At 65.7% G+C, this 25,568-nt stretch carries 17 protein-coding genes; 9 read left to right on the plus strand and 8 right to left on the minus strand.

The features are described from left to right. The first annotated feature begins 93 nt into the window (after positions 1-93). The 5 genes from G154_RS09480 (at position 94) to G154_RS09500 (ending at position 6,867) form a co-directional block, all read left to right on the plus strand. Positions 94-1,236 (plus strand): VOC family protein, encoded by a 1,143-nt coding sequence (locus tag G154_RS09480; protein WP_019512191.1) that lies wholly within the window; start codon positions 94-96, stop codon positions 1,234-1,236. Continuing rightward, on the plus strand, positions 1,233-2,171 hold the full coding sequence (locus tag G154_RS09485; RefSeq protein WP_019512192.1) for a fumarylacetoacetate hydrolase family protein: 939 nt from the start codon (positions 1,233-1,235) through the stop codon (positions 2,169-2,171). The genes G154_RS09480 and G154_RS09485 overlap by 4 nt, the downstream gene beginning before the upstream one ends. After that, complete coding sequence (locus G154_RS09490; RefSeq protein ID WP_019512193.1) at positions 2,168-4,054, plus strand: acyl-CoA synthetase; 1,887 nt, start codon at positions 2,168-2,170, stop codon at positions 4,052-4,054. The genes G154_RS09485 and G154_RS09490 overlap by 4 nt, the downstream gene beginning before the upstream one ends. Then, positions 4,051-5,604: a bifunctional 3-(3-hydroxy-phenyl)propionate/3-hydroxycinnamic acid hydroxylase gene (locus tag G154_RS09495; protein WP_019512194.1), complete on the plus strand. Its 1,554-nt coding sequence runs from the start codon at positions 4,051-4,053 to the stop codon at positions 5,602-5,604. The genes G154_RS09490 and G154_RS09495 overlap by 4 nt, the downstream gene beginning before the upstream one ends. 72 nt (positions 5,605-5,676) lie before the next feature. Beyond that, on the plus strand, positions 5,677-6,867 hold the full coding sequence (locus G154_RS09500; protein ID WP_023985115.1) for a cytochrome P450: 1,191 nt from the start codon (positions 5,677-5,679) through the stop codon (positions 6,865-6,867). An 11-nt stretch (positions 6,868-6,878) separates the two neighbouring features. Here the strand turns inward: G154_RS09500 and G154_RS09505 are convergent, their stop codons facing one another. Continuing rightward, positions 6,879-8,255 (minus strand): NAD(P)/FAD-dependent oxidoreductase, encoded by a 1,377-nt coding sequence (locus G154_RS09505; protein ID WP_031601260.1) that lies wholly within the window; start codon positions 8,253-8,255, stop codon positions 6,879-6,881. Between the two features lie 114 nt (positions 8,256-8,369). On the opposite strand from G154_RS09505, the gene G154_RS09510 reads away from it, so the two are divergent. The 3 genes from G154_RS09510 (at position 8,370) to G154_RS25485 (ending at position 11,626) form a co-directional block, all read left to right on the plus strand. Next, on the plus strand, positions 8,370-9,137 hold the full coding sequence (locus tag G154_RS09510) for an SDR family oxidoreductase (protein ID WP_045546628.1): 768 nt from the start codon (positions 8,370-8,372) through the stop codon (positions 9,135-9,137). 792 nt (positions 9,138-9,929) lie between these two features. Next, positions 9,930-10,658, plus strand: coding sequence for a peptidase E (locus tag G154_RS09515; protein WP_019512198.1), 729 nt, complete (start codon positions 9,930-9,932; stop codon positions 10,656-10,658). 80 nt (positions 10,659-10,738) lie between these two features. Continuing rightward, on the plus strand, positions 10,739-11,626 hold the full coding sequence (locus tag G154_RS25485; RefSeq protein ID WP_165589072.1) for a GNAT family N-acetyltransferase: 888 nt from the start codon (positions 10,739-10,741) through the stop codon (positions 11,624-11,626). 76 nt (positions 11,627-11,702) lie between these two features. On the opposite strand, the gene G154_RS09525 is transcribed toward G154_RS25485, so the two are convergent. Beyond that, positions 11,703-12,044, minus strand: a complete 342-nt coding sequence (locus tag G154_RS09525) for a hypothetical protein (RefSeq protein WP_019512200.1) — start codon at positions 12,042-12,044, stop codon at positions 11,703-11,705. A 518-nt stretch (positions 12,045-12,562) separates the two neighbouring features. Here G154_RS09525 and G154_RS26380 point away from each other — a divergent pair. Next, positions 12,563-16,183, plus strand: coding sequence for a hypothetical protein (locus G154_RS26380; RefSeq protein WP_155944844.1), 3,621 nt, complete (start codon positions 12,563-12,565; stop codon positions 16,181-16,183). Positions 16,184-16,454: 271 nt separating this feature from the next. Here G154_RS26380 and G154_RS09535 read toward each other — a convergent pair whose 3' ends face one another. The 6 genes from G154_RS09535 to G154_RS09560 all read right to left on the minus strand — a co-directional run bounded on the left by G154_RS09535 (position 16,455) and on the right by G154_RS09560 (position 25,479). Then, positions 16,455-18,119: a serine hydrolase gene (locus tag G154_RS09535; protein WP_019512202.1), complete on the minus strand. Its 1,665-nt coding sequence runs from the start codon at positions 18,117-18,119 to the stop codon at positions 16,455-16,457. After that, positions 18,116-19,411, minus strand: a complete 1,296-nt coding sequence (gene lysA / locus G154_RS09540) for a diaminopimelate decarboxylase (protein ID WP_023985116.1) — start codon at positions 19,409-19,411, stop codon at positions 18,116-18,118. Before lysA ends, G154_RS09535 begins: the two co-directional genes overlap by 4 nt. A 28-nt stretch (positions 19,412-19,439) precedes the next feature. Further along, positions 19,440-20,909, minus strand: coding sequence for an FGGY-family carbohydrate kinase (locus G154_RS09545; protein ID WP_019512204.1), 1,470 nt, complete (start codon positions 20,907-20,909; stop codon positions 19,440-19,442). A gap of 41 nt (positions 20,910-20,950) precedes the next feature. Continuing rightward, positions 20,951-22,300: an aspartate aminotransferase family protein gene (locus tag G154_RS09550; protein WP_019512205.1), complete on the minus strand. Its 1,350-nt coding sequence runs from the start codon at positions 22,298-22,300 to the stop codon at positions 20,951-20,953. Between the two features lie 63 nt (positions 22,301-22,363). Then, positions 22,364-23,842, minus strand: coding sequence for a M17 family metallopeptidase (locus G154_RS09555; RefSeq protein WP_019512206.1), 1,479 nt, complete (start codon positions 23,840-23,842; stop codon positions 22,364-22,366). Further along, positions 23,839-25,479 (minus strand): ABC transporter substrate-binding protein, encoded by a 1,641-nt coding sequence (locus tag G154_RS09560; protein ID WP_019512207.1) that lies wholly within the window; start codon positions 25,477-25,479, stop codon positions 23,839-23,841. The genes G154_RS09555 and G154_RS09560 overlap by 4 nt, the downstream gene beginning before the upstream one ends. Between the last annotated feature and the right edge of the window lie 89 nt (positions 25,480-25,568).

Raw genomic sequence — 25,568 nt, forward strand, 5'->3', positions numbered from 1 at the left:
GCGGCAATTGTGAGGATTTCGTCAACTTCTCTTGACTGAGTATCTGGGCGTGTGTGACGATTTCCTCAGAAAACCCGATGGAGGAGGTGCAGCGTGGCACAGGCGGTCGAGCCGCATCAGGACGGTCACAAGGACCTGCACAGCGAACACGGCGCGCTGCGCGGTGAGCATCCAGGGCGGGTGAAGGATCCGATCATCCGTGTTGCGGACATCGCCTGGCTGGAATTCGACAAACCCGATCTGGTCCGGGCCGAAGCGTTCGCGCGTGCATTCGGTTTCGGTATTGCGCTGCGTGAGCCGCACCAGTTGTACCTACGCGGCACGCAGGCAGGCTCTCCCTGCGTGATCCTGCGTCGCGGCAAGCGATCCCGGTTCGCGGGATTGGCTTTACGCGCCGCCGACGAGGTCGACGTGCTGCGGTTGGCCGACAAGACCGGCGCCCCGCTGCGCGCGCTTCCGGAATCCATCGGTGGGACGGCGGTGCAGCTGACCGATCCGAGTGGAATGGCGGTCAAGGTAGTCGCGGGTGTGCGCGAGTTGCCGGCCCAGCCTGTTCAGCCGCCGCAGGTCCTCAATACCGGCCAGGCCCTGGTGCGCATCAACGACACCGTACGTCCACCACGGGTGCCGACTCGCGTCCAGCGGTTGGGCCACGTGGTGTTGCAATCCACCACCTATCTGAAGACACTCAACTGGTATCTGGACACGTTCGGGATGATCGTCAGCGACTTCCTGTTTTTTCCAGGGCAGCGGGCGCGCGGGCCGGCGATGAGCTTCATCCGGTGCGATCGCGGCACCACTCCGGCAGACCACCACACGCTGGCACTGGCGTTGGGGCCGGCCAACCAGTATGTGCACTCGGCGTACGAGGTCAGCGATCTGGACGCGTTGGCCGCCGGCGGTGAATACCTACGAGAGCGCGGCTACTTCCGGTCGTGGGGCATCGGCCGCCACATCCAGGGCAGCCAGTTGTTCGACTACTGGCGTGATCCGGATGGGTTCCTGGTCGAGCACTTCGCCGATGGTGACATGTTCGACAACACGCTCGAGCCCGGCTGGGCCCCGTTCACGGCATCCGGATTGGCCCAGTGGGGGCCACCGGCGACAAAAGACTTCCTCGATGCCAGCCCGCGTGCGGTGCCGCATCAGCTGACCTCGATGGTCAACGCATTGCGCGGGGACAACGAATTCGATCTCAACCGCCTCGTCGGCCTACTGAAAGTAGCGATCTCATGACCACAACTGTGCTGCGCACCTCCGATGGCTGGTGGGTGCAGACCGCCAAAGGTGCCTCCCGAATCTCCACATCTGCCATCACGACCGCCGAGCTGCTGGCCGACCGCGGCGCCATCGGAGCGGCTGCCGCCGGTGGTGAGACTGTGTCCGTCGACGATCTGACGCTGATGTCCCCGGTGACCACGCCGTGCCGCGTGATTGCGCAGATGACGAACTTCGAGTCCCACGTCAAGGATTCCGGGATGAACCCGAAGACGGTGCCCCTGACGTTCTTTCGGAAATCGTCGGCGTCGATCACCGGCCCGTTCGGGGAGATCGTGCGCCCAGCGCACGTCGCACTGCTGGACTACGAAGTCGAGATCGGTCTGGTCATCGGTCGTGATGTCCCGGCCGGTTCGACCGTGACGGAGAACAACCTCGCGGATGTCATCGCCGGACTGACGATCACCAACGACGTCTCCGCCCGTGACATCCAACTTCCCCAAATTCAATTCTACGAAGCGAAGTCGTACCCGACCTTCACCCCGGTCGGGCCGGCCCTGGTTCTCCTGGATGCCAACGAAATCGGGCGTTTCGGTGATCTACGGCTCAGGCTGTCGGTCAACGGTGAAGAACGCCAGAATGCGCTGGTCGAAGGAGACATGCTGTATCGCCCATTGCAGGCACTGCAGTCGCTCACGCGTTTCCAAGACCTGGCTGCCGGTGACCTGGTGCTGACGGGCACTCCGGCCGGTACCGCGCTGACGGCCCCGCCCAAGCCCATCGAGATGATTGGAAACCTGCTGCCGCCCGCGGTGAAATGGAAAGCCTTCTTCTCTCGCCAGGCGAACAACCCGAAGTACCTGCAGCACGGCGACATCGTCGAAGCATCGGTCGGCACCGATGACGGGGCCATCGACCTCGGTGCGCAGCGGCTGACGGTGCGCCACACATGAACGCCGATCTGTTGTGGCCTGCCGCGCAATCGCCCCAGGATCTGCCTGCCATCGAACAGGTGCCCTTGGAAAGTCGAGGGCTCCCGACATCCACCTACGGCGTGGTCCTGCGGGCCGCACAACTGTGGCCTGACCGCACCGCGATCACGGTCTTGGCTGAGGGGGCCGACTATCAGAGAGGTGCACGTCGCACCTTCGGGCAGCTGGCCGACGATGTCACGCGGACGGCGAAAGCCCTTCGTCGCTGCGGGATCAATCGCGACAATGCGGTACTGCTGATCAGCCCGAACTGCGACGAACTGATCACCGCCACATTGGCGGCGCAGGCCGCCGGCATCGCGGTACCCATCAACGGGTCTCTGTCGGACCAGCACGTTCTCGAGTTGGCCCGCCTCTCGGGCGCTCGCCTGTTGATCACTGCGGCACCTGACCTGGACCCCAGAGGCATCGAACGCGCCGCCATTCTGGCCGATGCCGGTCTGCTCGACACCGTGCTGCTGGTGCGCCCGACGTTGGCGCACGATGTGCCGGAACCGCTCCCCGCACTGTCGGGCATCCGCGTTGGCTATCTTTCGACACTTGCGGCCGAACAAGACCCGCAACCGCTCGAAGACGGTACCCCCGATACCGCGCAGCTGGCCGCGCTGTTCCATACCGGCGGAACCACCGGAATGCCGAAGCTGGCTGCGCACACCCATGGCAACGAGGTGGCCGACGCCTGGATGGTGGCACTCAGCGCCGACCTCGCTGATGATGCCGCGGTGTTCGCGGCCTTACCGCTGTTCCACGTCAACGCGCTGCTAGTCACCCTGCTCGCGCCCTTGCTGCGTGGCCGGTCGGTGGTGTGGGCAGGACCGCTCGGCTACCGTGATATGGGCCTGTATCAACACTTTTGGAAGATTGTGGAACACTACCGGTTGGCGGCGATGAGCGCCGTACCCACCGTGTACGCGGTGCTGGCCCAGATCCCGGTCGACGCCGATATCACGACGCTGACCTCGGCGGTGTCGGGCGCCTCGGCGTTACCGGACACCGTGCGCCAAGACTTCCTCAGTGCCACGGGCGTGAATCTGGTCGAGGGTTACGGGCTCACCGAGGCTACGTGCGCCAGTGCGCGGAGCTTCGCCGACCATCCTCGGCCGGGATCGGTCGGACAGCGCATGCCCTACCAGCAACTCCGCGTCGTCGAGATTGGCGACGACGGTTCCTGGCACGACGTATTACCCAGGCAGGTCGGCACATTGGCCATCAGTGGGCCGACGGTATTTCCCGGCTACGTCACCGGACGTGCCGAGCACGGTTACGTGCTCGACGGTCGTGGAGCGCTGCGCGACGGCTGGCTCGACACCGGCGACCTGGCAAGTGTCGACGAGGAGGGCTTCATCTACCTCGCGGGCCGGGCCAAAGACCTCATCATCCGTGGCGGCCACAACATCGACCCCGCGCTCATCGAGGACGTGCTGCTGGCTCATCCCGACGTCACCGCGGCCGCAGCCGTGGCGCGACCCGACGCCCACTCGGGCGAAGTACCGGTCGGATTCGTCACTGTGCGGCCCGGCGCCACCGTCACCGGCGACGAACTGGCGGCCTTCGCCGTTGGACACATCACTGAACGCGCGGCGGCGCCCAAGTGCGTCACCATCATCGATGCGATACCGGTCACCGACGTCGGCAAGCCCTACAAGGTGCCGCTTCGCGCCATTGCGGCCGAACATGCTGTGGCCGAGGCGTTGAGCGGTCACGCGGGGGTACTCAGTGTGCACGGCACGATCGATGCAGGAGTGCCAGTGGTCATGATCGACCTTGCAGCGACCGCCGACCGTGCCGCTGTGGAGCGGACGGTGAAAGCGTTCGCAGTGAACCACGAGATCACCGAACCGTGACCAACTCCACGCAACAGGAGAGCGTCGAGCATGTGCCGGTGGCGATAGTCGGTGGTGGTCCCACCGGAATCACCGCGGCCACACTGCTGGCCCAATACGGCGTCGAGACGTTGGTGCTCGACCGGTGGTCGCAGGTCTACCCGCAACCCAGGGCGGTCCATCTCGACGATGAGGTCTACCGCATCCTGGGGCGCCTCGGAGTCGCGCAAGAGTTCGCTGCCATCGCTTGGCCGGCCCGTGGTCTGCAGCTGATCGACCGTGAGATGACCGTGCTGGCACGATTCCGGCGCGACACCTTGGTCACCCGGAACGGCTTTCCGGCCGCCAACATGTTCGACCAGCCGCAACTCGAAGAAGTGTTGCGCACCAACCTGACTCGGTACCGGCATGCGCAGTTTCGGGGTGACACCGAGGTTGTCGACGTGCTGACCACCGGCAGCCCGCTCCGCCTGCGAGTGCGTAACCGCACGACCGGACTGGATTCAGTGATCACGGCAGACTTCGTGCTGGGCTGCGACGGGGCAAACAGCATGGTCCGCAGGGCGATCGGCGCCGAGATGCGCAACATGGGGTTCGATCAGCGCTGGCTGGTGATCGACATCGCGACCGACGCCGACCTGCAGCAGTGGGAGGGCGTGCATCAGCTCTGTGACGACCATCGAGCCGGGACGTACATGCGGATCGGTCGTGATCGCTACCGCTGGGAGTTCCGCATGTTGGACCACGAGTCAGTCGACGATTACGCCACCTTGACCGAGCTTCGTCCGTTGATCGCGCCCTGGATGCGAGGTGTCGAGGAGGCCTCGCTGCACCTGATTCGCACCGCGGAGTACACATTTCGAGCCCAGCTCGCCGACCGCTGGCGCCGCGGCAACGTGTTTCTGCTCGGCGATGCCGCGCACCTGACACCGCCGTTCATCGGCCAGGGTATGGGAGCCGGTTTGCGTGACGCGATGAATCTGGCCTGGAAGATCGCCGGCGTGCACCACCGCGATCTTGCGCCGAGCGTGCTCGACAGTTATGAGACCGAGCGTCGCCCGCACGCGCGCCACATGATCTCGCTGGCACTCAACATCGGTCGCGCCATGACCTCCGGGGGGCGCATCGGCGCCGCGGCGCGAGCCCTTCTGCTGCCGCACCTGCATGTGGTGCCGGGACTGAGAGCGAAGGTCATCGACTCCCGCACTCCGCCACTTCACTCTTCGACGATGGTGCGGCGCTCGCTGCGTCCGGGCGGCATCGCTGGGCAACTGTGCCCGAACGCACTGCTCGACGACGGTACTCGCCTCGATGAGCATCTCGGGCCGCGCTTCGGGGTCGTCACCAACACTGCCCTGAGCGCTGCGCAACAGGACACCCTCATTTTCCGGGGTGCGCAAGCTGTCTACGCCGAGCAGGGTTCCGACCTGGATCGATGGTTGCGCCGCCAACACGTCACAGGCGCAGTGGTGCGACCCGATGGCACGGTCATGATGGCCGGCCGCGACCTCGCCACCATCTGTCGCGCAGTTCCACTATTTCGACGCGATCACCACCACGCCCACCCATAGGCGTGCACAGAGTCTGGCCGCCCTTCAGATTTTTCCTGTGCCGCAAGCCTTTCACGAATAGGAATCCTCGACGTGTTTCGCCCACCCACGGCAGTACCGGTATACCGGCCCGATATCTATGCCCACCCGGCACTTATCGACCCGTACCCGCACTACCTGGCGATGCGCCGGCTGGGGCCGGTGGTGTGGCTGCCGCGACATCGCCTCTACGCCCTGCCGCGCTTCAGCGAATGCAAGGCGACTCTGCGCGACGATGATCTGTTCCTTTCCGGGCACGGCGTTGCTGCCAATCCGCTGACCAATCGTCTGTCGCGGGGCACCACGCTCAACAGCGACGGCGCCGATCACGACAGGCGCCGCAAGCTCCTCGCGCACCGGCTGATGCCCCGGGCGCTGCGCACCCTCGGCGAGGACGTCGACGCCCTGGCACGGGCCATCGTCGATGCAGCATTGGCCCGGCGGACTGTGGATGGGGTCGCCGACCTGGCGACCGCCCTACCGCTGGCCGTCGTGCCCGACCTGGTTGGGTGGCCCCGCGGTGAGCGCAAACACCTACTCGACTGGGGCGCAGCCACGTTCGATATCCTCGGGCCGGTCAATGTGCAGGCGCTGCAGGCCCTTCCGCGAAGCCTGCACATGCTGCGCTTCGCCCAGCGGGTGGTACGTGAGCGCAACGTGCTGCCCGGCAGCATGGCTCATGAACTGCTGACTGCCGTCGACGAAGGCACCCTGGACACCGAAGAGGTGCCACCGTTGCTCATCGACTACATCGCGCCGTCGCTGGATACGACGATCAGCGCCATTTCCAGTGCCTTGTATCTGTTCGCCACCCACCCGGAGCAGTGGGAACTGCTGAAGGACGATCCCGCCCGGATTCCCCACGCCATCAACGAAGTGGTTCGCTTCGAGTCGCCACTGCGGGCTTTTACCCGCAAGACGGCGCGGGAAAGCGTCGTGGGCGGCGTGCGCCTTCCGGCAGGTGCTCGGGTACTGGTGATGTACGCCTCGGCCAACCGTGACGAACGTGAATGGGATGCCCCCGATGTGTTCGACATCCGCAACGATGCCGGACGGCACGTCGCGTTCGGTAGCGGCGCCCACGCCTGCGCCGGACAGGGCTTGGCCCGGCTGGAGACCACGGCGATGCTCAAGGCGCTCATCGAGCGCGTTGACCGCATCGAGGTGACCGGCCGGCCGATCTGGGGTGTCAACAACATCATCCGCGGCTACGCACAACTTCCCATCCGCCTCATCGCCGCCTGAGGTCGGCGGTGTCAAATGCTGTCTGTGGTCTTACGATCGCGTGATGGTAGGGCTCGACGTACGTGATGCCCGGCGACACGAGCAAGAAGCCTCGGATCGAAAAGCCGCCGTGGCGGATCGATCATGTTGACGACGCGGACAAGCCGTTCGGTGATCACGATGTCATCTTCGGCGGCTGCGAGTATCCGGTGCCGGACCCAGTGCAGTGCTCGACGCTGCGCTCGCTCGGTGATGCCGCTTCGCCGGTGAGCGGTTGGCGGCCTGTTGGTGGCCCAGACGGGCGCAATGATCTCGGCGAGCGTTCGGTAGAAGGCCTGGGGGTTGTCGAGGCCGTGCACGGCGAGGTGTGCGCGTAGCACGTGAACATGCCTGGCAGCCAAGGTGATTCCCTGGCCGTGGATGGGATCCAGGCAACACAGGGCATCCCCGACGACCAGGAGTCCGTCGGGCAGGTGCGCGGCACGGTCATAGCGGTGCCAGATACCGCCGGGGTAGCGATACACCGCGATATCGGACAACGCCCGGGCCTCACGGATCGCGGGCACGACGTGTGCGGGCATGAAGGACTCAGCACGGGTCAACATGTCTGTCAACGATTCTGGTGCGCGTTGAGCATCGTCATCGTGGGTCGCGATGGTCAATGTCCAGGTGCCACGTTCACCGGCGATGAGTCCGCCGCGTCCCTTGCCACCGGACGGGATGACCAGGATGAGCCGCTCCGGGAAGGAATTCTGGTCGCCGATGGCCAGGTGCTGGCTGTAGTACACGCCGCGTACCCTGAACGCGCGTTGGGGCGGACGCGGATAGCCCAGCTGTTCGAGAAGCAGGGGTGTGCGTGTGGCACGTCCGCTGGCATCGACAATCAGTTCGGCATCCAGTACGCGTGTGGTGCCGGTCTGTCGGTCGGTAACGGTGACGCCGGAGATGCGCCCGGGTCGGCAGACGACGAACTCGCCGATGTCCTGGCCGTCGGCGATCGTGACGGTGGGCCGGTTGGTGACGCGACGGCGCAACACATACTCCAACTGCGGTCGCGTCACCAGATAGTGGGCCAACGCTGCGGGGTCGGTGAGGGCGTCGGTGCGGTTGAATCCGTACGGACCATTCTGAAGGTGCATCCGCGCACCCAGTTGCGTGTCGTCGAGAACGTGGGCGCCCGCGGCGACCAGATCGTCGAGTACGCCGGGCACGAGGTCCTCGATAGTCTGCCATCCCTTCGACAGCACGCTGTGCAGGTGCGGGCCCTGGGGAATGCCGCGACGTGGAGACGGGCTGTCGGGTAGTTGGTCTCGTTCGACGATGGTGACGTGGTGGCCTGAATCGGCGAGTGCCGCGGCAGCGAGCAGGCCGGCGATGCCGGCGCCCAGGACTACAGCATGTGCGGTCATGTCGTGCACGCCTCCCCTTGCGTATCGAGTGATACCGAACGCTAACTCAAAATAAGAAAAATAAGACTAAATTAAGTAAAGTCTAAGGATGATGATCGATCGGAGGCGACGGCGATGACTCAATACGAGAAACAAGAGGCTGCTTGCGGTACCGAGTCGCGACGACGTGTTGCTTTGGTGACGGGTGCCTCCCGCGGTATCGGGGCTCAGGTCGCGCGAGAACTCGGCGCCCGCGGTCTGCACGTGGTGATCAACTACCGCGAGAAGGCGAAACGGGCCTGGGCTGTGGTCGACGAGATTCGAGCTGCAGGCGGTCATGCCACCGCGATAGGGGCTGACGTCTGCGAGAACACACAGGTTCAGGCACTGCTCGCTACGATCAACCACCGATTCGGGGTTCTCGATGTGTTGGTGCTCAACGCCTCCGGCGGGCTGGAGCGCGGTGCGGACTCGGGCTACGCCATGCGATTGAATCGCGATGCGCAATGCGAGTTGGTCACCCGTGCGCTGCCGCAGATGCCGGCGGGAGCGCGGATCGTGTTTGTCACCAGCCACCAGGCACATTTCTCTCCCGGTCGACCGGTACCCGCGGGATACGAACCGATCGCGGCGAGCAAACGTGCGGGTGAAGATGCGCTGCTTGCCGTCAAACCCGCACTTGCAGAACGCGGAATCGCCTTGAAGGTGGTGTCGGGGGACATGATCGATGGAACCATCATCGTCCGGCTCTTGCACCGCAAGGACCCCGCCGCGGTGGAAGCCCGCCGTGATCACGGGCCATTGCCCACCGTCGAAGAGTTCGCCACTGCCATTGCCGACGCAGCACTACAACCCGACGTTGCCGACACTACTTTCGTCGGTGGCGCCGACTACCGATGGTGAGTTCTTAACGCATCGCGAAGAATTCGGTTGCTTCCGTGGGCACTAGGGGAAAGGTGGGCGCCTGTCCCGCAGGCGACATCCAACAATGACGGGGGCGCCGCGCACCGAGCGCGCGCGATGTCGACGATTGCGTTGGCGTGCAGGGCCGGTGAACGACCCTTGGCTTGCTGCATCAGGTCATATGCGGCAGCCGACGACGCCGTGTAGCTGTTCTTTTCTGGACACGAGGCCCGGAAAGGCAATGGAACAAACCCTTTCCAGGCGTTCGTGACGGTCGCGGGATTCTTCGCGCTACTTCCGGGAAACGGGGACCATCGGGCAGCATGAGCTGAGGCGCCCCCCTTGGTAAGGCGCTGGTTCACCCCTCAGGGAAGCGGCCGATCGCTTGCGACGATAAGAACCCCCATTCCGGTCTCGGAGCCCGACTCGTGCACCTCGGCCGGACTCCACAAGGCAGCCTGACCGGCGCTGATGGGGACACGGACGCCATCGGCTCCGGCTACCCACCCAGTTCCGGTGATGACTGCGAAGAGTTGGTGTCATCCCGCGCGATGGCATCCAAGCGCACTGTCGGGTTCACACCAGGCGATATGCACGCGACAGCTGACGTCGGCATCGAACCCGGAGATACTGCACATTGCGATGCCGCGGCTGCCAAAACTGTCGCCGTCCAAGAACCTTCTCGGAAGGTTGATGATCTCCATGTCTGCAGTGTGACAGGCGGCAGCGACGGGAGCCGCCGATGACAACTAATCGGTTGTGCACCAGCATGAGCCGCTCTACCGTCGATGGATGCCCGCCGATGAGCCGACGATCCTCGCCACCAGCGGGGGAATCGGTGCTGGGCTGCGCACTCGCTTCGAGTTCACAGCGTTGACCGACTTCGCGGTGGAATTGTCCGGGGTCGAAGGTCGCGCGCCGCGGGTGTGTTTTCTGGCCACCGCGATGGGCGACGACAGGGCCACGCTGCATCACTTGACCGAGGCGGCGCAGGGGCGCGGCTTCGCTCCGTCGCATATCGCGTTGTTCCCGATGCCGACCGTCGCTGACACGACAGCGCATCTGCTGGAGCAAGATGTGGTCTGGGTGTTCGGCGGCAGTGTCGCCAACCTGCTCGCGCTGTGGCGTGTGCACGAACTCGATACGGCTCTGCGTGCGGCGTGGCAGGCCGGGGTGGTGCTCACCGGGATCTCCGCAGGCTCGATCTGCTGGCACAGCGGAGGATTGACTGATTCGTTCGGCCCGACCCTTGAGCCCATCGGGAACGGATTGCGTTTCCTCCCGTACGCCAATGGCGTGCACTACGACACGGAGGCGCAGCGGCGACCGATGCTGCACAAGGTTGTCGGTAACGGCACGTTGCCGGCTGGCTACGCCACAGATGACGGTGCAGGGTTGCTCTACCGCGGTGCCACACTTGTGGAGGCGGTCGCGGAGAAGGACTGCGCCGGTGCCTACTTTGTTTCGGCGCGTGATGGTGGTGTGCTGGAGACGGCTCTGGATGTGCGACGCCTGCGGTGACCACGATTAGCTTGCGTGCCGCGACAGCGGACGATTTCGAGTTCTTCTTCGCGTTGCACAAGTCCACGTTGGGACCCTATGTGGATCAGGTGTGGGGCTGGGATGACGACGTTCAACGCGCGTACTTGCGGCGCAACATCGACCTTGCGGCCACGCAGGTAATCGTTGTCGACGGAGCCGATGCGGGCCGGCTTGACCTCGCAGACCGGGACGGTGACATCTATGTCGGCCTGATCGAGATAGCGGCGGGCTTTCAGCGCCGGGGCATCGGCACACGCGTGCTTCAGGCAGTGCTCGACGACGGTTTCACTGCCGGGCGAGGGGTGTGCCTGAATGTGCTGAAGGTCAACGAGGATGCCTATAGGCTCTACCGTCGCCTGGGATTCGTCGTGGCCGCCGAGACGGATATCCGTAGGCAGATGAGGGCCCATCTGCCGAGAAATTTGGAGAGTAGCTCTGCAACAACCGATGTGGCGACGGACGAATCGACCAACGGGTTTCGGCTGCGTCCTGCCACACCGGCTGATCTGGCGTTCATTGTGGACATGGCACGGCACGCGTGTGTCATCGAGAACCGGCCGCTGCCTGATCCAACTGACGACGAGGTTCTGGAGATGCTGCCCGCACCGGGAACCGTCGCAGTGATCGCCGAGGATTGGCATGGATCAGCCGTGGGCGCCGTGTGGGCGTACTACAGCAGTCCGCCGCTGCGCACCGGTGCCGATGGTGCTGCGTTGCCCGAACTGTGTATCGCGGTCGCCCCCGGACACCGCGGTGCCGGCGTCGGCTCAGCACTTCTGGACGCTCTGTTCGACCAGCTCGCGCAGCGGCTCGACGCGATGTGCGCCAACGTCCACGTGCGCAATCCCGCACGACGACTCTATGAGCGCAAAGGTTTCCGCGATGCGGGCCAAGGGCACGGGCCGTTGGGCGTAGCAATGATCAAGGACCTCCGCGGCGGGGGCTGACAAGCCTGCGAAGGTTCATTGCGAGCTGTCGATCCGACCGGGTAGCCGGGGCAATCAGACCGAAGCAGCGCACGTGCTAACGCAATTCTGTTCCTGAGCCGGCATCCGGGTCGACCGGGGGATAGCGTCCAGTCGTCCGCAGGGCCTCGACGATCACCGTCACCCGCCGGTTCGCCGCGCGCAGTCCTCTTACGCGTTCGGTGGCCACCGTCTCGTCGCCGCGCTCGATCACGATGACCCACGGCACCCCGAGCAGCTTGGCCAGGAACCAGAACGGCCAGCCAAGCCAGAACGGCAGCAGCACGACGAACAACACGACGTCAAGGACGTCGTTGAGGCCGAAGACGTTCGACGGGAACCACCACGTCTTGCGCCGGACCTTCCACGTCCTGCCCGTTGGATCCTCGACGTCCGTCACCCGATATTCCCGCCTTCCCGAGCGTGCGTTACCGAGAGATTCTCGCACTGGTTCAGACGAACATCGGGCAGGTCGGGGTGGGGTGGCTCAAGCCCAGGTGGATAGCTCGCCGTCGCGCTGACATGGTGTGCGCGGAAGGCGCACCGTTTGCTGGCAGGTCCAGTGAGGCCAATCTTGGCAGGTTTCCGGCGCCGATCGGATGCCTCCATGATAGCCATCAACGGGGTTGGGCCGTCGGTGCGGGCGTGTGTATCCGTCTTCGTCGACCGCGGGCCGAACCGGTGTGAGGCGTGGCTGCCCAAGCCCTTTGATCATCAAACCGGCACGATCGAAGTCCTCGCCCGCATATCTCATGGTGCTTCCGGTATGGCGATTGCCACCCGCGGGGAGGCCTTGGCAGGAGCGCATCGATCGGGGGATCCGTGTGTTTCCGAGTTCACGGTATTTGCTGTGCAAACGAAAGGTATGCCCTACAGTTCAGTGCGCCCGCCGGTTTTCGAGGGCGTCAATATTTGTGGATGGCTGGGGAACCTATGGCGACGACGTACGAGTTGGGCAAAGCAGGGCGTAGGCGCGGGGGTAAGCACCGCCGTGCGGAGAACTTCGCCGTGCGTCGCTGGCTGATGCTCGGCGCCGCCTCAGCAGGGATGGGCGCGGCGCTGGTTTTGGGTCCGCAAGCCGGCCTGGCGGTCGCTGACGACGGCGGCTCGACATCCAGTTCGGACACCGGCTCCACGACCAGCTCGGACGCCGGCTCTTCGGCAGCGTCAGAACACTCGGGGTCCGCTGCATCCGGCGCCGCATCCGCCGGTCCCAAGAAGACCGACTCTGCGACCGGCGGCGCCTTCGGTGGTGCCGAGAACGCTGTCAGGAATGACCGGATAAGCGGCGGCACGTCCGCAACCGATGAGGACTCCGATTCCATCGATCCCGCCAAGAGCGAGGACGCGCCGACGACCTCGACGCGCCCCGATGCGGGTGCCACGGACCTGGCCGGCACGAACACCGATACCGAAAGCGAGACGTGGGGGTCGAACAACTCCGAAACCCCGTCGAGCAGGTCCGAGGTCGTCCTCAAGGCCTCTCACTCCCCAGAGGTCGACGCCTCGACGATCACAGTCACCGAACGCGCCGCGGCAGTGACGACCATGTCCGCGCCACAGGCGGCCCTGCAGACCGACGACATGTCACCGATGACGCAGACCGCCGAGCTCCTGCAACCCAATATCGTTGTTGCAGACACGGTTATCTCACCGAATGCCGCGCTGGCAGTGATTCCGAACCTGCCGCCGTTCTACCCGCCGACGCTCGAAGACCTCATCGCATTCTTCATCGGTAACGGGACCGCCGCCCGCCCGAACGGCGGCATCTTCTGGGGCTTCGGCTACTCCTGGACGGCCGAGACCTGCGCCACCACGTGCACGGGCGGCAATGGTGGCCTTTTCGGCGGCGGAGGCGGCGACGGCTGGGGCGGCGGCAACGGCGGCAACGCCGGACTCTTCGGCAATGGCGGTGACGGCGGAGCCGGCCTGGCGCTGTATAACGGCGGCGCCGGTGGCAACGGTGGCAGCGGCGGCATGCTCTTCGGAGACGGCGGATTCGGCGGCGCAGCGGCCGAGACCGTCACGGGCGCCCGTGGCGGTAGCGGCGGTGCGGCGGGCCTGCTCGGTCACGGCGGCGGCGGTGGCAATGGCGGCACCTCAACCGGTAATTACCGCGGTGGCAACGGTGGCTCCGGCGGAGGCGGCGGCTGGCTGTGGGGCAGTGCAGGTACAGGCGGTGCGGGCGGGGCAGCGATTTTCAACGGTCAGACCGGCGGTGTCGGTGGCAACGGCGGTGACACCGGCCTGGTGTCGCTGTGGGGAAGTGCCGGAAACGGCGGTGTCGGTGGCGCAGGCAGTTTCGGTGGGCGGGGCGGCGACGGCGGCAACGGTGGGCTGCTGGCGGTATTTGCGTTTGGTGGCGACGGCGGTGTGGGCGGTGCGTCCCCGTCGCAGGGAGTAAGTGATCACGGCGGCGACGGCGGCACCGGTGGGCGCGGCGGTCTGTGGATGGGCAACGGCGGCGATGGCGGCGCGGGTGGCAGTGGCGGCGGTGACGGTGGCGCGGGCGGCAGTGTCGGAATGCTTGCGGTGTTCGGCGCCGGTGGCCGCGGCGGCGATGGCGGTCGGGGGCAAGCAGGGGTTCGCGGTGCGAACGGCTCGACGCCGGGCGCCGACGGCGGCGACGGCGCTGCAGGCGGACCGGGTGGCGCCGGTGGTCGCGGTGGCAATGGCAGCATGATCTTGGGCCTGGGTGGTGATGGCGGCAGCGGTGGAACGGGCGGCTACGGCGGACTCGGCGGTAACGGCGTCAACGCAACCAGTACCGCCGTCGGCGCAGGCCGCGACGGTGGCAATGGAGGCAACGGCGGCGATGCCGGGGCCGGGGGCGTGGGAGGCGACCCGGGCCGCGGTGCCTTCTTCGGCATCATCGCGGCCAATGGCGTCCTCGGCAACAGCGGCTGGGGTGGAACCGGCGGCAATGGAGGATCTGGCGGCAACGGCTCCTGGACCGACGAAACCGGAGCGCCGGCGGGCAACGGTGGCAATGGTGGCAATGGTGGCAACGGCGCAGACAGCGGCCCCGGCCGGCCGGGCGGCAGCGGTGGCAACGGTGGTGCCGGCGGCAATGGCGCGACCGGTGGTTACCAGACCGACACCGGGTTGGGTGGAACCGGCGGGACGGGCGGATCCGGTGGCAATGCCGGAAACGGCGGCGCCGCCACCAGCACCACGCCGGCTGGTCAGGGCGGAACCGGTGGTCAGGGCGGGGCCGGCGGACAAGGCGGCAACGCCGACGTGAACCCCGGTATCGGTGGCAACGGCGGGGCCGGTGGCAACGGTGGCGATGGCGGCGCCGGTGGCGGCCGTGCCGGCTTCGGCGGATGGTCCGGTGGCGGCGGCTACGGCGGTGCCAGTCAGGATGGCCGGACGGTTGCGGCACCTGGTCAGGGCGGAAGCGGTGGCATCAATGGCGTCCCGGGCTCCGGAGTCGTCCCGACACCACCGGCTCCCAGCGCGGCCGACGACCTCAGCCGTCAGCTGGCCTACATCTTCTTCAATCGCCCGCTGACGGTCTACAGCACCACCAGTCTCCCGGAGGGCTCCGGTAAGCAGGTCAGCGGTTGGATCGTCGCCAACAACGCCAACGGTTACCCGGTCACCTATACCGTGACCAGTCAACCCCGTTACGGCACGGTCGAACTCGACTCGGCCACGGGCTACTACACTTACACCCCGGATGCCACTCTTGTGCAACCCGGTGTGCGGGACTCCTTCACCGTCGAAGCCGACAATGGTTCTGCCGCACAACAATTCGGGTTGTTCAGCGCCCTTGTCGGGTTTGTCCATGACTGGGCCCTGAATACCGGAGTGGCCAACGCCGGCACCGCCGAGACCAAGGTGGACGTCAATGTCACCGGCAACGGACAGTTCGGCAATGCCGAATACAACAAGCGCTACTGGGTCAAGCAGAGCTTCTACAACTGCCAACTGATCGCCACCGCCATGGCCATCGGCCAGGCGACCGGCCTCAACTCACCCACCGAAGAGCAGATGTCCTACCTCGCGGCTAACTCCGACAGCGTCTTCATACCCGGACAGAAGATGTACCTGGGGGACTATTCCGAAAGCGGCGTGTACCTCGTTGATGCCATTGCGCTCGCCAACGACAACTTCAACGTCACCGCTACGTTGACCACGTACGGCGGGGGCAACACCCAAACCGGAGCACCCAAGACTGCCACTCAGGCAGATGGCCAACGGGCTCTCGGCGATCTGCAGGCCGCCCTTGCCAGAGGCGAGGCCGCCATGGTCTCCTACCCGGTCTCCGTCGTATGGAGCACCTTTGGTTACGTACCTGGACCAGATGCCAGCTATACGGATACGACGCATGCAGCGGTGGTGACACAGGTGGACCTCGCCAACGGCCGGATCTACGTCAACGACAGCTCGGCCTCGAACCCCTCCAACAACGACTACAACGGTCAAGGTCTGGCCATACCGATCGGTGCCTTCCTCAACGGCTGGCAGGCGGGCAACTACGCCCTCGTCACCTTCGCAGCGAAACAACCCGCCACGCCCAGCACAAACCAGTAACGCTCGCTCCGCACGGCAGGCAGGTTCGTCTCGCAGTGTCGCGGTATGAACGCGGTCGGCCCGATGCGCTGCAAGCGCGTACGCGAACGTGCCGAATGTCGGTAAGTCCTAATGGGAGAAGGCGCACGGTGGAACGAATGTGACGTCGCAGCGGGAAGTGAAAGCCACCTACGCCCCCCGATCGATGTGCTCAAGTTCGAGGGGGTACACCCGCCGGAATGGCCCAGGCGGCTAGCTGCGGTGCAAAAGCGATATGCACCATCTGTCGTTTTCAGTCGGTGAACGCCCTCGAGTAGCGGCATCCGTCTCGGTCGGCCCAGGCCGAGACACCGTTGACCAGCGGACCGAAGGTGATACGTTCGGGCAGAGTCTCATCGAGGCCGATGCGAAACGTGGCAGGCCCAACCTGAACGAGTTCGACATCCTCGGACGGGGCCTCGACCCCACCGGGGGCTATCAACACCAGCGCACCGCGACGTTGCACCACCCGGAAATTGGTGAACCACGGTGAGTATGAGCGATAGTGCCCACAGAACTCGCTCCCGGTCGTCGGGGCCCCGGCCGGCGAATCCCGGGGCGCGTCTATCGGATTCAGGTCCTCTGGTCCCCAGATCCAGCGGTTCGCGTCGAAGACCAGCGCGTAGCGCCGCAGTGCCGGCATCCGTGTCACGGCGCGGCGCCCCCACGTTCTGAGCAGAGGCGCCTGCTGACCGCCCGCGGACACGCTGAGGCGAACGACGCCACTGCTCTGTTCGGTGGCTGCGACACGTACGGACTCGCCTGGTGAACTCGCTGTCGCCGAGACGAATTCGCCCAAATAGCCGAGCCGTTGCACATCGTCGGCATCCCACGCACCCGGGTCCAGCCGATCGATCGGCACTGCACCCGGCGCGCTCAACTCGGCTGCCACGCAGCGCGCGATCGCTTCGGCCACGGGGGTGTCGCCATTGGCGTTGGTCACCACGCACACCGCTGTACCGCCATCGAGATCGACGAGCAGGAATGATGCATAGCCGACCATCCCGCCACCGTGGGTGAGCAGGGTGGAGTTGTCGGCCCGTTCGACATTGATGCCCAGTCCGTACCGGCTGGACTGGCCGGGAGCCAACCCCGGCAGGTCGAGGACATCCTCCCCGGTGGGGGCGAGTGCGGACACCATCGCCTCGAAGGTGGATTCGTACAGGACGCGGGTGCCGTCCAGCACGCCGCGGCCCAATAGCATCCGCGCGAACCGGCCGAGATCCGAAGCCGTGCAGGCGAGGTTCCCGTCAGCCCCGGCCACCTCCATCCACGGTGCCGGGATCAGCGGATCACCGGGTACCCAGGGCCGATCGTCGTGCAGAGGCTGATACCCGCGGGCCAGCAGCGGATAATCCTCATGCCTCACGCAGGCAATGGTGTCCTGCATGCCGAGAGGTTGCAGAATGCGTTGCGCGACGACCTCGGGCAGCGGTGTCCCGGACACATGGGCGACCACCAGCCCCAGCAGGATGTAACCGAAGTTGGAGTAGTGGAAGATCTTTCCGACCGCCGCGAGTGAGGGAGGTCCGCTGTGCAGGGTGGCCTGACCGATCTCATCCGGCACGGCATCCACGCTGGCGACCAACCCGCCGGTGTGATTGAGCAAGCGTCTGATGGTGATGTCCGGAGCGCGCATCGCGGCCGGAAGCCAGCCCAGAATGGCTCCCACCGGTGTATCCAGGGTGAACATGTTCTGTTCGACGAGCTGCAGCACCGCCATCGAGGTGAGCACCTTGCTGATCGAGCCGATCTGGAAGAGGTGTTGTGGCTCAACGGGTTCACCGCGCTCCAGGTCGGCGAAACCGAACCGATGGAGGAAGGTCTCGCCCCGGAGGTCAACGGCCACCACGACTCCGCCCGGTACCGACCACTTCTCGGCGATGGCGTTGATGACGGCGCGAGCTGAGTCGGTCATCCGCCGGCCTGCACCGTGGCGTCGATAAGCTGCTCGCGACGAAGCAGGTCACCGAATGTCTCGCGGCGCACAGCCAGCCGAGCGGAACCTTGGTCGCAGAACACGACCGGTGGCCGTAGCGCGGTGTTGTAGTTGTTCGACATCGTGTAGCAGTAGGCGCCGGTCACCGGTACCGTCACCAGATCGCCGACCGCGGGGGCCACCACCTGCACCTGTTCGGCGATCCGGTCTCCGGACTCACAGTGCCGACCGACGATGTCCACCGTCTCGGCCGGCCCGCTGCGATCGATGACCGAAGGCTGGAATGGCTGCCCGTACAGCGAGACCTCCAGGTTGTCGCCCATGCCGCCGTCCACTGCGGCGTGGGATCGCACGCCGCGCTTGACCGTCACCACGCGATAGGCGGTGATGCCGTTGCGGGCCACCATGGATCGGCCCGGTTCCACCAGAAGCTCCACGTCCGTACCGAGCTTGCGGTGCACCGCGGCGACCAGCGCGCCGGCGTAGTCCTCGACCGAGGGTGCCTCGTCGGCGCTGACGTAGCGGACCCCGAGGCCACCACCGAAGTCGTAGACACCGAAGCGCTCGAATTCGGCCAACGCCGTCACCGCCGCCTCGAACTGGGACAGGTCGAGAAGCTGCGACCCCACATGCGCGTGCAGACCGCGCAGGTCCACCATCGGCTGCCGCCGGATCTGGGCGATGACGTCCTCGACCTGATCGGCCGGGATGCCGAACTTGGAGCTGTCATGGCCCGTCATCATCGCCGTGTGTGTCTTGGCATCCAGCGACGGACTGACCCGCAGGAGCACGGGAACGGGTGACTCTGCCAGCCGCGCAATCCGTTCCATATCGTCGAGATTGTCGATCACGATATAGCGAACTCGGGCCTGAACCGCGGCGCTGATGTCCTCGTCGGTCTTTGCATTGCCATGAAAGACCGCCCGGCCGGCGTCGGCACCGCCGGCCAGCGCCAGCCCCAGCTCGCCCGCCGACGCCACGTCGGTACCGCAGCCTTCCTGCGCGAGCACACCGATCACGGACGCCGAGGGAAAGCTCTTCGATGCGAACAGGACCAGTGACCGAGGGTGGCGGCTGGTGAAGGCACGGATGTAGTCGCGAGCGGTGCGTCGAAGCGCACCCTCGTCGATCAGGTATGCCGGTGTGCCGTACTCATCTGCCAGCTGCGCGACCGGACACCCACCGATCATCAGACGGTGATCCGAATCCAGTTCGGTCCCTTCCGGATACAGCGAAAGGTCGATGTCGGCGGGTGTCAGCGTGTCAGCCATTGGCTCACCTTCGAGTAGTGCGATGTATTCACCGGGTGTTCCGCGCCTGTTGGGCGCGGCAGGCCGCGTCATGCCGTGCGAAGCGGTCGGCCCACAGGCCGGCCCGCTGCGGGTCCGGTTCGATGACTTCGCGGGTAGATCCGTCCGGTGCCATATCGGGCCAGTTCAGTATGGTCCGGCCTGCCAAAAGCGCCGCGCCCATGGCGGAATGGTCTGACTCATGGGTGTCGGCGTGGACCGCGCGACCCGTCGCATCGGCGAGGTCCCGTCGGAACACGGGGGACAAGGCCCCGGAGCCGCTCATCATGATGGGTCCGGGTGATTCGCCTGTCGCGGTGTCGGCGAGGACTTCCAGGCAACGGCGAGACTCCAGCACGATGCCCGCCGTCAAACCGCGAGCGAGATCGGCCGCCGTGGTCCGCAATGTCACGCCCTCGATACCGCCGACCAGACCGGGGTCCCACAGCGCGCCCTGCTCGCCGGGCGAGAGGTACGGCAGTACCAGGGGCGCATCGGCCAGGTCGGCGCCGGCCGCGAGGTCGGCCACCGCCGACGGGCCTCCGGCGATACCGAGCAGCCCGGCCAGCCACTCCATTGCGGATCCGGTGGCCAGGAGATCCATTTCCCGCCCGTACCCACCGTCAGCCATCGGGGTGACCAGATAGCGTCCGTGTTCGTCGACGTCCGGGCTGGCAGCACAACCCAAGATGACGTTGCTGGTGCCGGCGATGTAGGCCACCGTGCCTGGATTGCGGACCCCGAGTCCGTAGGCACCGAGCACCGAGTCGGCGGCGCCGACGAGCACCGGGATACCCGGCGGGCATCCCCACCGGGCCGCGAGCTCGGAGCGCAGCGGCCGATGGTCGCGCGAGTCGACGACCGCGGGCACCACGCGTGCGCCGGCTGTCGCCAGTATGGCGGTGTCCCATGCCCGGCGGTGCAGGTCGTAGGCTCCGAAACCCGATGCGGTACTGGGGTCGGTCAGCAGATGGCCGGTCAATACCTGGAACAGGTAGTCCTTGGCGCCGGCCACGGTGGCGTCGGCGGCCAGCCCCAGCCGGCACCGTCGGGCATGCATCGCCAGCAGGTAGCGGCCGTCGAACTGTTGCCCGGTGCGCCGATAGAGCTGTCCGGGACCGACGGCCGAGGCAATGCTTTCGCCGTCGGCCTCGGCTCGCCCGTCCCTCCAGGTGATCGCGGGCCCGATCGGCCGCCCCCCGACATCCAGGCTGACCAACGTGGGCAACATCGCCGAAAGGCCGAGTACTCCCCATTTCGCGGGGTCGGTCTGTTGGGCTAGTTCGTCCAGCGCCGCATGGCATGCCGCCGTCCAGTCCGATGGATTCTGCTCGGCGGCATGGGGTTCCGGCTGTCCGGTCGGGTAGCCGACGCGGGCGCGCGCCACGCACCGGCCGTCGGCGCCGACCGCGACAGCCTTCAGGCTGCTTGTCCCGAGATCGACACCGATGGCCAGTGCACCGTTACCGCTCAACGGCATTGCTCTCCTAGCCACACCCTCATCGCCGGCCCGCAGACCGGTCAGAACTCACGCGCCACCACGCTCAGCGCGGCATCGGCGGCATTGAGTGTGTCATCGATGTCGGCATCGGTATGTACCAAGGAGACGAAGAGGTTCTCGAACTGCAGCGGATGAAACAGTACGCCGCGTACCACCATCTCCTGATACCAACGGGTGAAGACATCCTCGTGGGCGTGGGCGGCTGCATCGCGCCAGTTCTTGATCGGCCGGTCGGTGAACCACAACTGGAACACCGTACCGATGCCTTCGACGTAGGCATCGATCCCCTTGTCCTGCGCCAGCGTCTTCAGGCCCTGGCCGAGCCGGTCACCCAACGCGCGCTGGCGTTCGTACAGACCCGGGGTGGCCAGGATGTCCATGGTGGCCGAAACCGCGGCGCACGCAACCACATTGGCGTTGTAGGTTCCGGAATGCGAATAGGTGCCATCGGCGATCAGTCGCATGGCCTCGGTGGTACCCCCGACCGCCGCGACCGGGAATCCACCGCCGATGCCCTTGGCATAGGTGGTCAGATCCGGGCGGATGCCGAACCACTCCTGGGCGCCGCCGCGCGCAAACCGGAAACCGGTGATGACCTCGTCGAAGATGAGCATGGCACCGTACTTGGTGGTCTGCTCACGCAACAGTTCCAGGTAGCCCGGCTCGGGCAGGATGCAGCCGGTGTTGAAGACAGCGGGCTCGGTGAGCACGGCGGCCACCTCTTCGCCGCGTTCCTCCATCAACCGGATGAAGCTCTCGGGATCATTCCAGGTGAGCACCACCAGTGTGCTCTCCAGTTCGGCGGGAACTCCGCCGCCCATGGCGACCGGGCGGGGCCGGTCGGCGGGGCCGGCGAGGGTCGGGTCGACGTGGTTGGACCAGTACACGGTGTCCTGCCAGCCGTGGTAATGACCTTCGAAGCGCACGATCAGCCGTCGTCCGGTGGTCGCCCGAGCAAGTCGGACGGCCGTACCCACGGCCTCGGAGCCGGAATTGGTGAAGCGCACCTGCTCCACGCCGGGAACCGCGGCCGCAACCTTCTCGGCCGCCTCGATCTCCAGTTCATAGGGCAGCCCGAAGCAGGTGCCGTACTCGGCGACGGCATCGGTGACGGCCTTGGTCACCCCGGGATTGCGGTGCCCCAGGATCATCGGTCCCAGCCCGAGCAGATAATCGATGTACTCGTTGCCGTCGACGTCCCTCAGCCGTGAACCCTGCCCCTCGGATATGAAGAGCGGGTAGGGCTTCCAGCCGTTGCGGGGGAGCCGGGCGGTACTGCCGGCGCCACCGGGGATTGTCTTGCGGGCGCGGTCATAGAGGTTCTTGGTGATCGCGGTCCGCTCGGCGTACGCGGTGTCAAACGTCGTCATGGACATGCTCTTCCTGTGAACGAACTGGCCAACCCAGTCATACTTCGTATACTAAGTATGTTGTCAAGCGAGTGTAGTCGTCGGGGCCAACAGCTCGATGAGCGCGCGCACCGGAGTGCCGGTCGGCCCTGCCGGCCAGGGGTGGGCGGGATCGACCAACCACGCCGCGGAGCCGTTGTCGATGTGAACCCAGGGCGCCGAGCCGACGAAGGAGCGCAGATACGTGGCTGCCAGTTGACCCGAATCAGGAACTGAAACAGGAGCGTTGGCAATATCGGCGACTCTGGACGGTAGCTGGGCGGCATAGGTGTGATGCAGCGGTAAGGCCCAGCCGCGATCGAATCCACGCCTGCCCGCCTCGATCACCTCGGCCGTCAGATCAGCCGAGGTTCCCCAGCATCCCCAGAACGCCGTCCCCACGCCACCGGAGTCCGTCAGCGTTCCGACATCGACGATTCGTGCCGGAGTCTGAGCGGCGAGCCATTCCAGCGCGTCGGCAAGCACCAGGCGCCCTTCGCAGTCGGTGTCGACCACCTCGGTGGTCCGCCCGCGTGGGTGGGTGAGCACATCACCGGGGCGGAGCGCCCGGCTACCGGGCATGTTCTCCGCCACGGGTAACACCGCGGTGATGGGGCCTGCGGCTCCGAGCGCCGCGGCCGCGATCACCGCGGCCGCAACCGAAGCGGCCCCGGCCATATCGGATTTCATCCAGCTGAGCTCGTGCGCATCGCGCTTGAGGTTGACGCCGCCCGAATCGAAGGTGATCCCCTTGCCGGCCAGAGCCGTCAGCGGACCATCACCGGGGACCTGCAGGGCGAGAACCAGCGACGGTTCGGCACTGCCCGCTCCGACACCGAGCGTGCCGCCGAAACCGTGTTGGGTGAGCACGTCCTCGTCCCAGGTCTCCACAAGGACCGCGCCGGGTGCCAGTTCGGTGGCGAAGTCCGAGACGGCCTGCGCAAAACTGCTCGGACGCAGAGCATTCGGAGGTGCCTCGACCAGTTGACGCACCCACGATGTCGCACGTGCCACCGTGCTGGCGCGTGCGAGCACTTCGTCGGCAGCGGTCCCGTCGTCACACACCACCGCGACCGACAGCGCGGGGGCGCCCGGTCCGCCGTGGCGCTGATACCGCCACGACCCGATCGCATGCCCCTGCGCGACGGCGCCCAGGGCCTCGGGCATCCCCGGCGATTCCAGCGCCAGCAGCGAGACGATGTTGCCTCGCGCTCCCGCGCCGAGCGCGGCATCGAAGAGCTCCGCGGCACCGATGTCACCGGCGCCGAGGCCGACCAGTGTCACCCGCACCGCCGCGCCGGATACCGGGAGCGACAACGTCATGTGTGAACCCGCGTGCGCGTCGAAATCCTGATCGGCGGAGGCCGCGTCGGCGCAGTCGAATCCGGCGATGTCACTCAGCAACTGCATACCGCGACCCCGGCGGCTCACGGGGATTCCGACCACCACCTCGGTGTGCTGCCGTGCCGTCAGCGCGTCGACGAGATCGCGGGAGTAGACGCGCCTCAGCGCGGCATCGCTCATTCTGCGGGCTTCACCTGGAGCAGTGTCTGGGTCGACAGGTTGTTGACCGAACCCACCAGCGGGGACATCTGGAATCCCGTCCACTTCGGTGAGTGGGCCTCGATCACGTTCTGGTACAGCAACACGATGTACGGCCGGTCATCGAAGGCGATCCGCTGCATCTGATTGATGATGTCCTGACGTTCCGCCCGATCGCGGGCAATGCCCTGCGCCTCGTAGAGCTTGTCGTAGGCCGGGTTGCAGTATCCGCTGTCGTTGTTGTTTCCCCATTGCTCACAGGTCAGCACGCTGAGCTGGAAGTCCGGATCCACTGGGGGAATCCATGTCCACATGGCGAGGTCGAACTCGTCGTATCCGTTGTCAGGGCCCAGGATTGCGGTGGTCGCGGCATCGGTGTCCATCTTGCGCATCTCCAGATTGACGCCTGTTTCACGAAAGCCGTTCTGGATGATCTGGAACATCCGGTCGCCGGCACCATTGATATCAGTGGGGAAGATGACCTCATAGGACATCCGGCTACCGTCGGCGATCCGGATACCGTCCGGTCCCTTGGCATAGCCGAGGCCGTCGAGAATGGCGTTCGCCTCTGCCACGTCGAACGGTAGACCCTTGATCGCGTCGTCATGCCACCCCGTCGCAGGAGCGACGATTGTCGATCCTGTGGTCGCCATTCCCAGCCACGCGGTGCCGATCATCTCCTCCCGGTTCATGGCGAGTTCGAAGGCCTTACGGACATCCGGGTTCAGTAGTTCGGGATGGTTCTTCTTCTTCGGATTGGTGTTGATGATGAAGTTGTAGAAGCCCGAGCCCGGTGCCGTGCCGACCTCCATCCCGGCCTCCTTGATGGACGGGACTGCGGTGGCAGGAGTGCTGGCGCCGATCATGTCGACCTGATCGGTCCGCAGCGCCGTCACCATGGCATCGGAGTTGGCGAAGAACTGCAGACCGAAGCCGGAGATATGCGGCTTTGTTTCGCCCCACCACTTCGGGTTCTGCGAGAACATCGCGACCTGGTCCTTCTTGTACTCATCCAGGACGAACGGCCCGCCGGACACCGCGGGCGCTTCATTCTGGAACGTCGTGATGGCCTTGCCGTCCCCCGTCGCGTACTGCGACCAGACATGCTCGGGGAGTACGGGCAGCTGTTGCATCTGTGCCAGCACATTGGACACCGGCTGCGAATAGGTGAGCGTCAGGGTGTCTCCCTCGGCCGATGCCGATGTCAGACTGCGGATGAAGCCGGCCAGCTTACCCGTCGGCCCGTCCTCGAACTGGCGAATCATGTTGAGTGTGAATGCCGCATCCTTGGCCGTCAGCGGTTCTCCGTCCGACCACTGGGCGTCCTTGACGATCTCGAAGGTCCAGACCAGGCCGTCCGGTGAGGTCTTCCAGCTGGTCGCGAAGGACGGCTTCAACGACATGTCCGTCGTGTCGTACTCGGTGAGGTGCGGATAGACGTACTGGTAGACGACATTGCTGTAATCCGATGTCGAGACGAAGGGGTTGAGCGAGTCGATCGCCACACTGACCCCGATCCGCAGGACGCTGCGCGACGTCGCGGAACTGCAGCCGGCAATCATCGAAAGGGCCACCAGCACGCCGCTGATGAGTGCCAGGATTCGCAGAGCGGGTTTCATGGAGAACCTTCCCTAGAGCATCGAGGTGGCGACGTTCATGTGCTGGCGATCTGGACGGAACTTCAACCGAAATTGCAACGTGGTATTAC

This window comes from Mycobacterium sp. VKM Ac-1816D (genome assembly GCF_000416385.1).
In the GTDB taxonomy this organism is placed as follows: domain Bacteria; phylum Actinomycetota; class Actinomycetes; order Mycobacteriales; family Mycobacteriaceae; genus Mycobacterium; species Mycobacterium neoaurum_A.

Bases quoted from the DNA above. Each gene is read 5' to 3' on its own strand.
- G154_RS09485 (WP_019512192.1), top strand. From the start codon at position 1,233: ATGACCACAACTGTGCTGCGCACCTCCGATGGCTGGTGGGTGCAGACC.
- G154_RS09490 (WP_019512193.1), top strand. From the start codon at position 2,168: ATGAACGCCGATCTGTTGTGGCCTGCCGCGCAATCGCCCCAGGATCTG.
- G154_RS09505 (WP_031601260.1), bottom strand. From the start codon at position 8,255: ATGACCGCACATGCTGTAGTCCTGGGCGCCGGCATCGCCGGCCTGCTC.
- G154_RS09510 (WP_045546628.1), top strand. From the start codon at position 8,370: ATGACTCAATACGAGAAACAAGAGGCTGCTTGCGGTACCGAGTCGCGA.
- G154_RS09515 (WP_019512198.1), top strand. From the start codon at position 9,930: ATGCCCGCCGATGAGCCGACGATCCTCGCCACCAGCGGGGGAATCGGT.
- G154_RS26380 (WP_155944844.1), top strand. From the start codon at position 12,563: ATGGCTGGGGAACCTATGGCGACGACGTACGAGTTGGGCAAAGCAGGG.
- G154_RS09535 (WP_019512202.1), bottom strand. From the start codon at position 18,119: ATGACCGACTCAGCTCGCGCCGTCATCAACGCCATCGCCGAGAAGTGG.
- lysA (WP_023985116.1), bottom strand. From the start codon at position 19,411: ATGGCTGACACGCTGACACCCGCCGACATCGACCTTTCGCTGTATCCG.
- G154_RS09545 (WP_019512204.1), bottom strand. From the start codon at position 20,909: ATGCCGTTGAGCGGTAACGGTGCACTGGCCATCGGTGTCGATCTCGGG.
- G154_RS09550 (WP_019512205.1), bottom strand. From the start codon at position 22,300: ATGACGACGTTTGACACCGCGTACGCCGAGCGGACCGCGATCACCAAG.
- G154_RS09555 (WP_019512206.1), bottom strand. From the start codon at position 23,842: ATGAGCGATGCCGCGCTGAGGCGCGTCTACTCCCGCGATCTCGTCGAC.
- G154_RS09560 (WP_019512207.1), bottom strand. From the start codon at position 25,479: ATGAAACCCGCTCTGCGAATCCTGGCACTCATCAGCGGCGTGCTGGTG.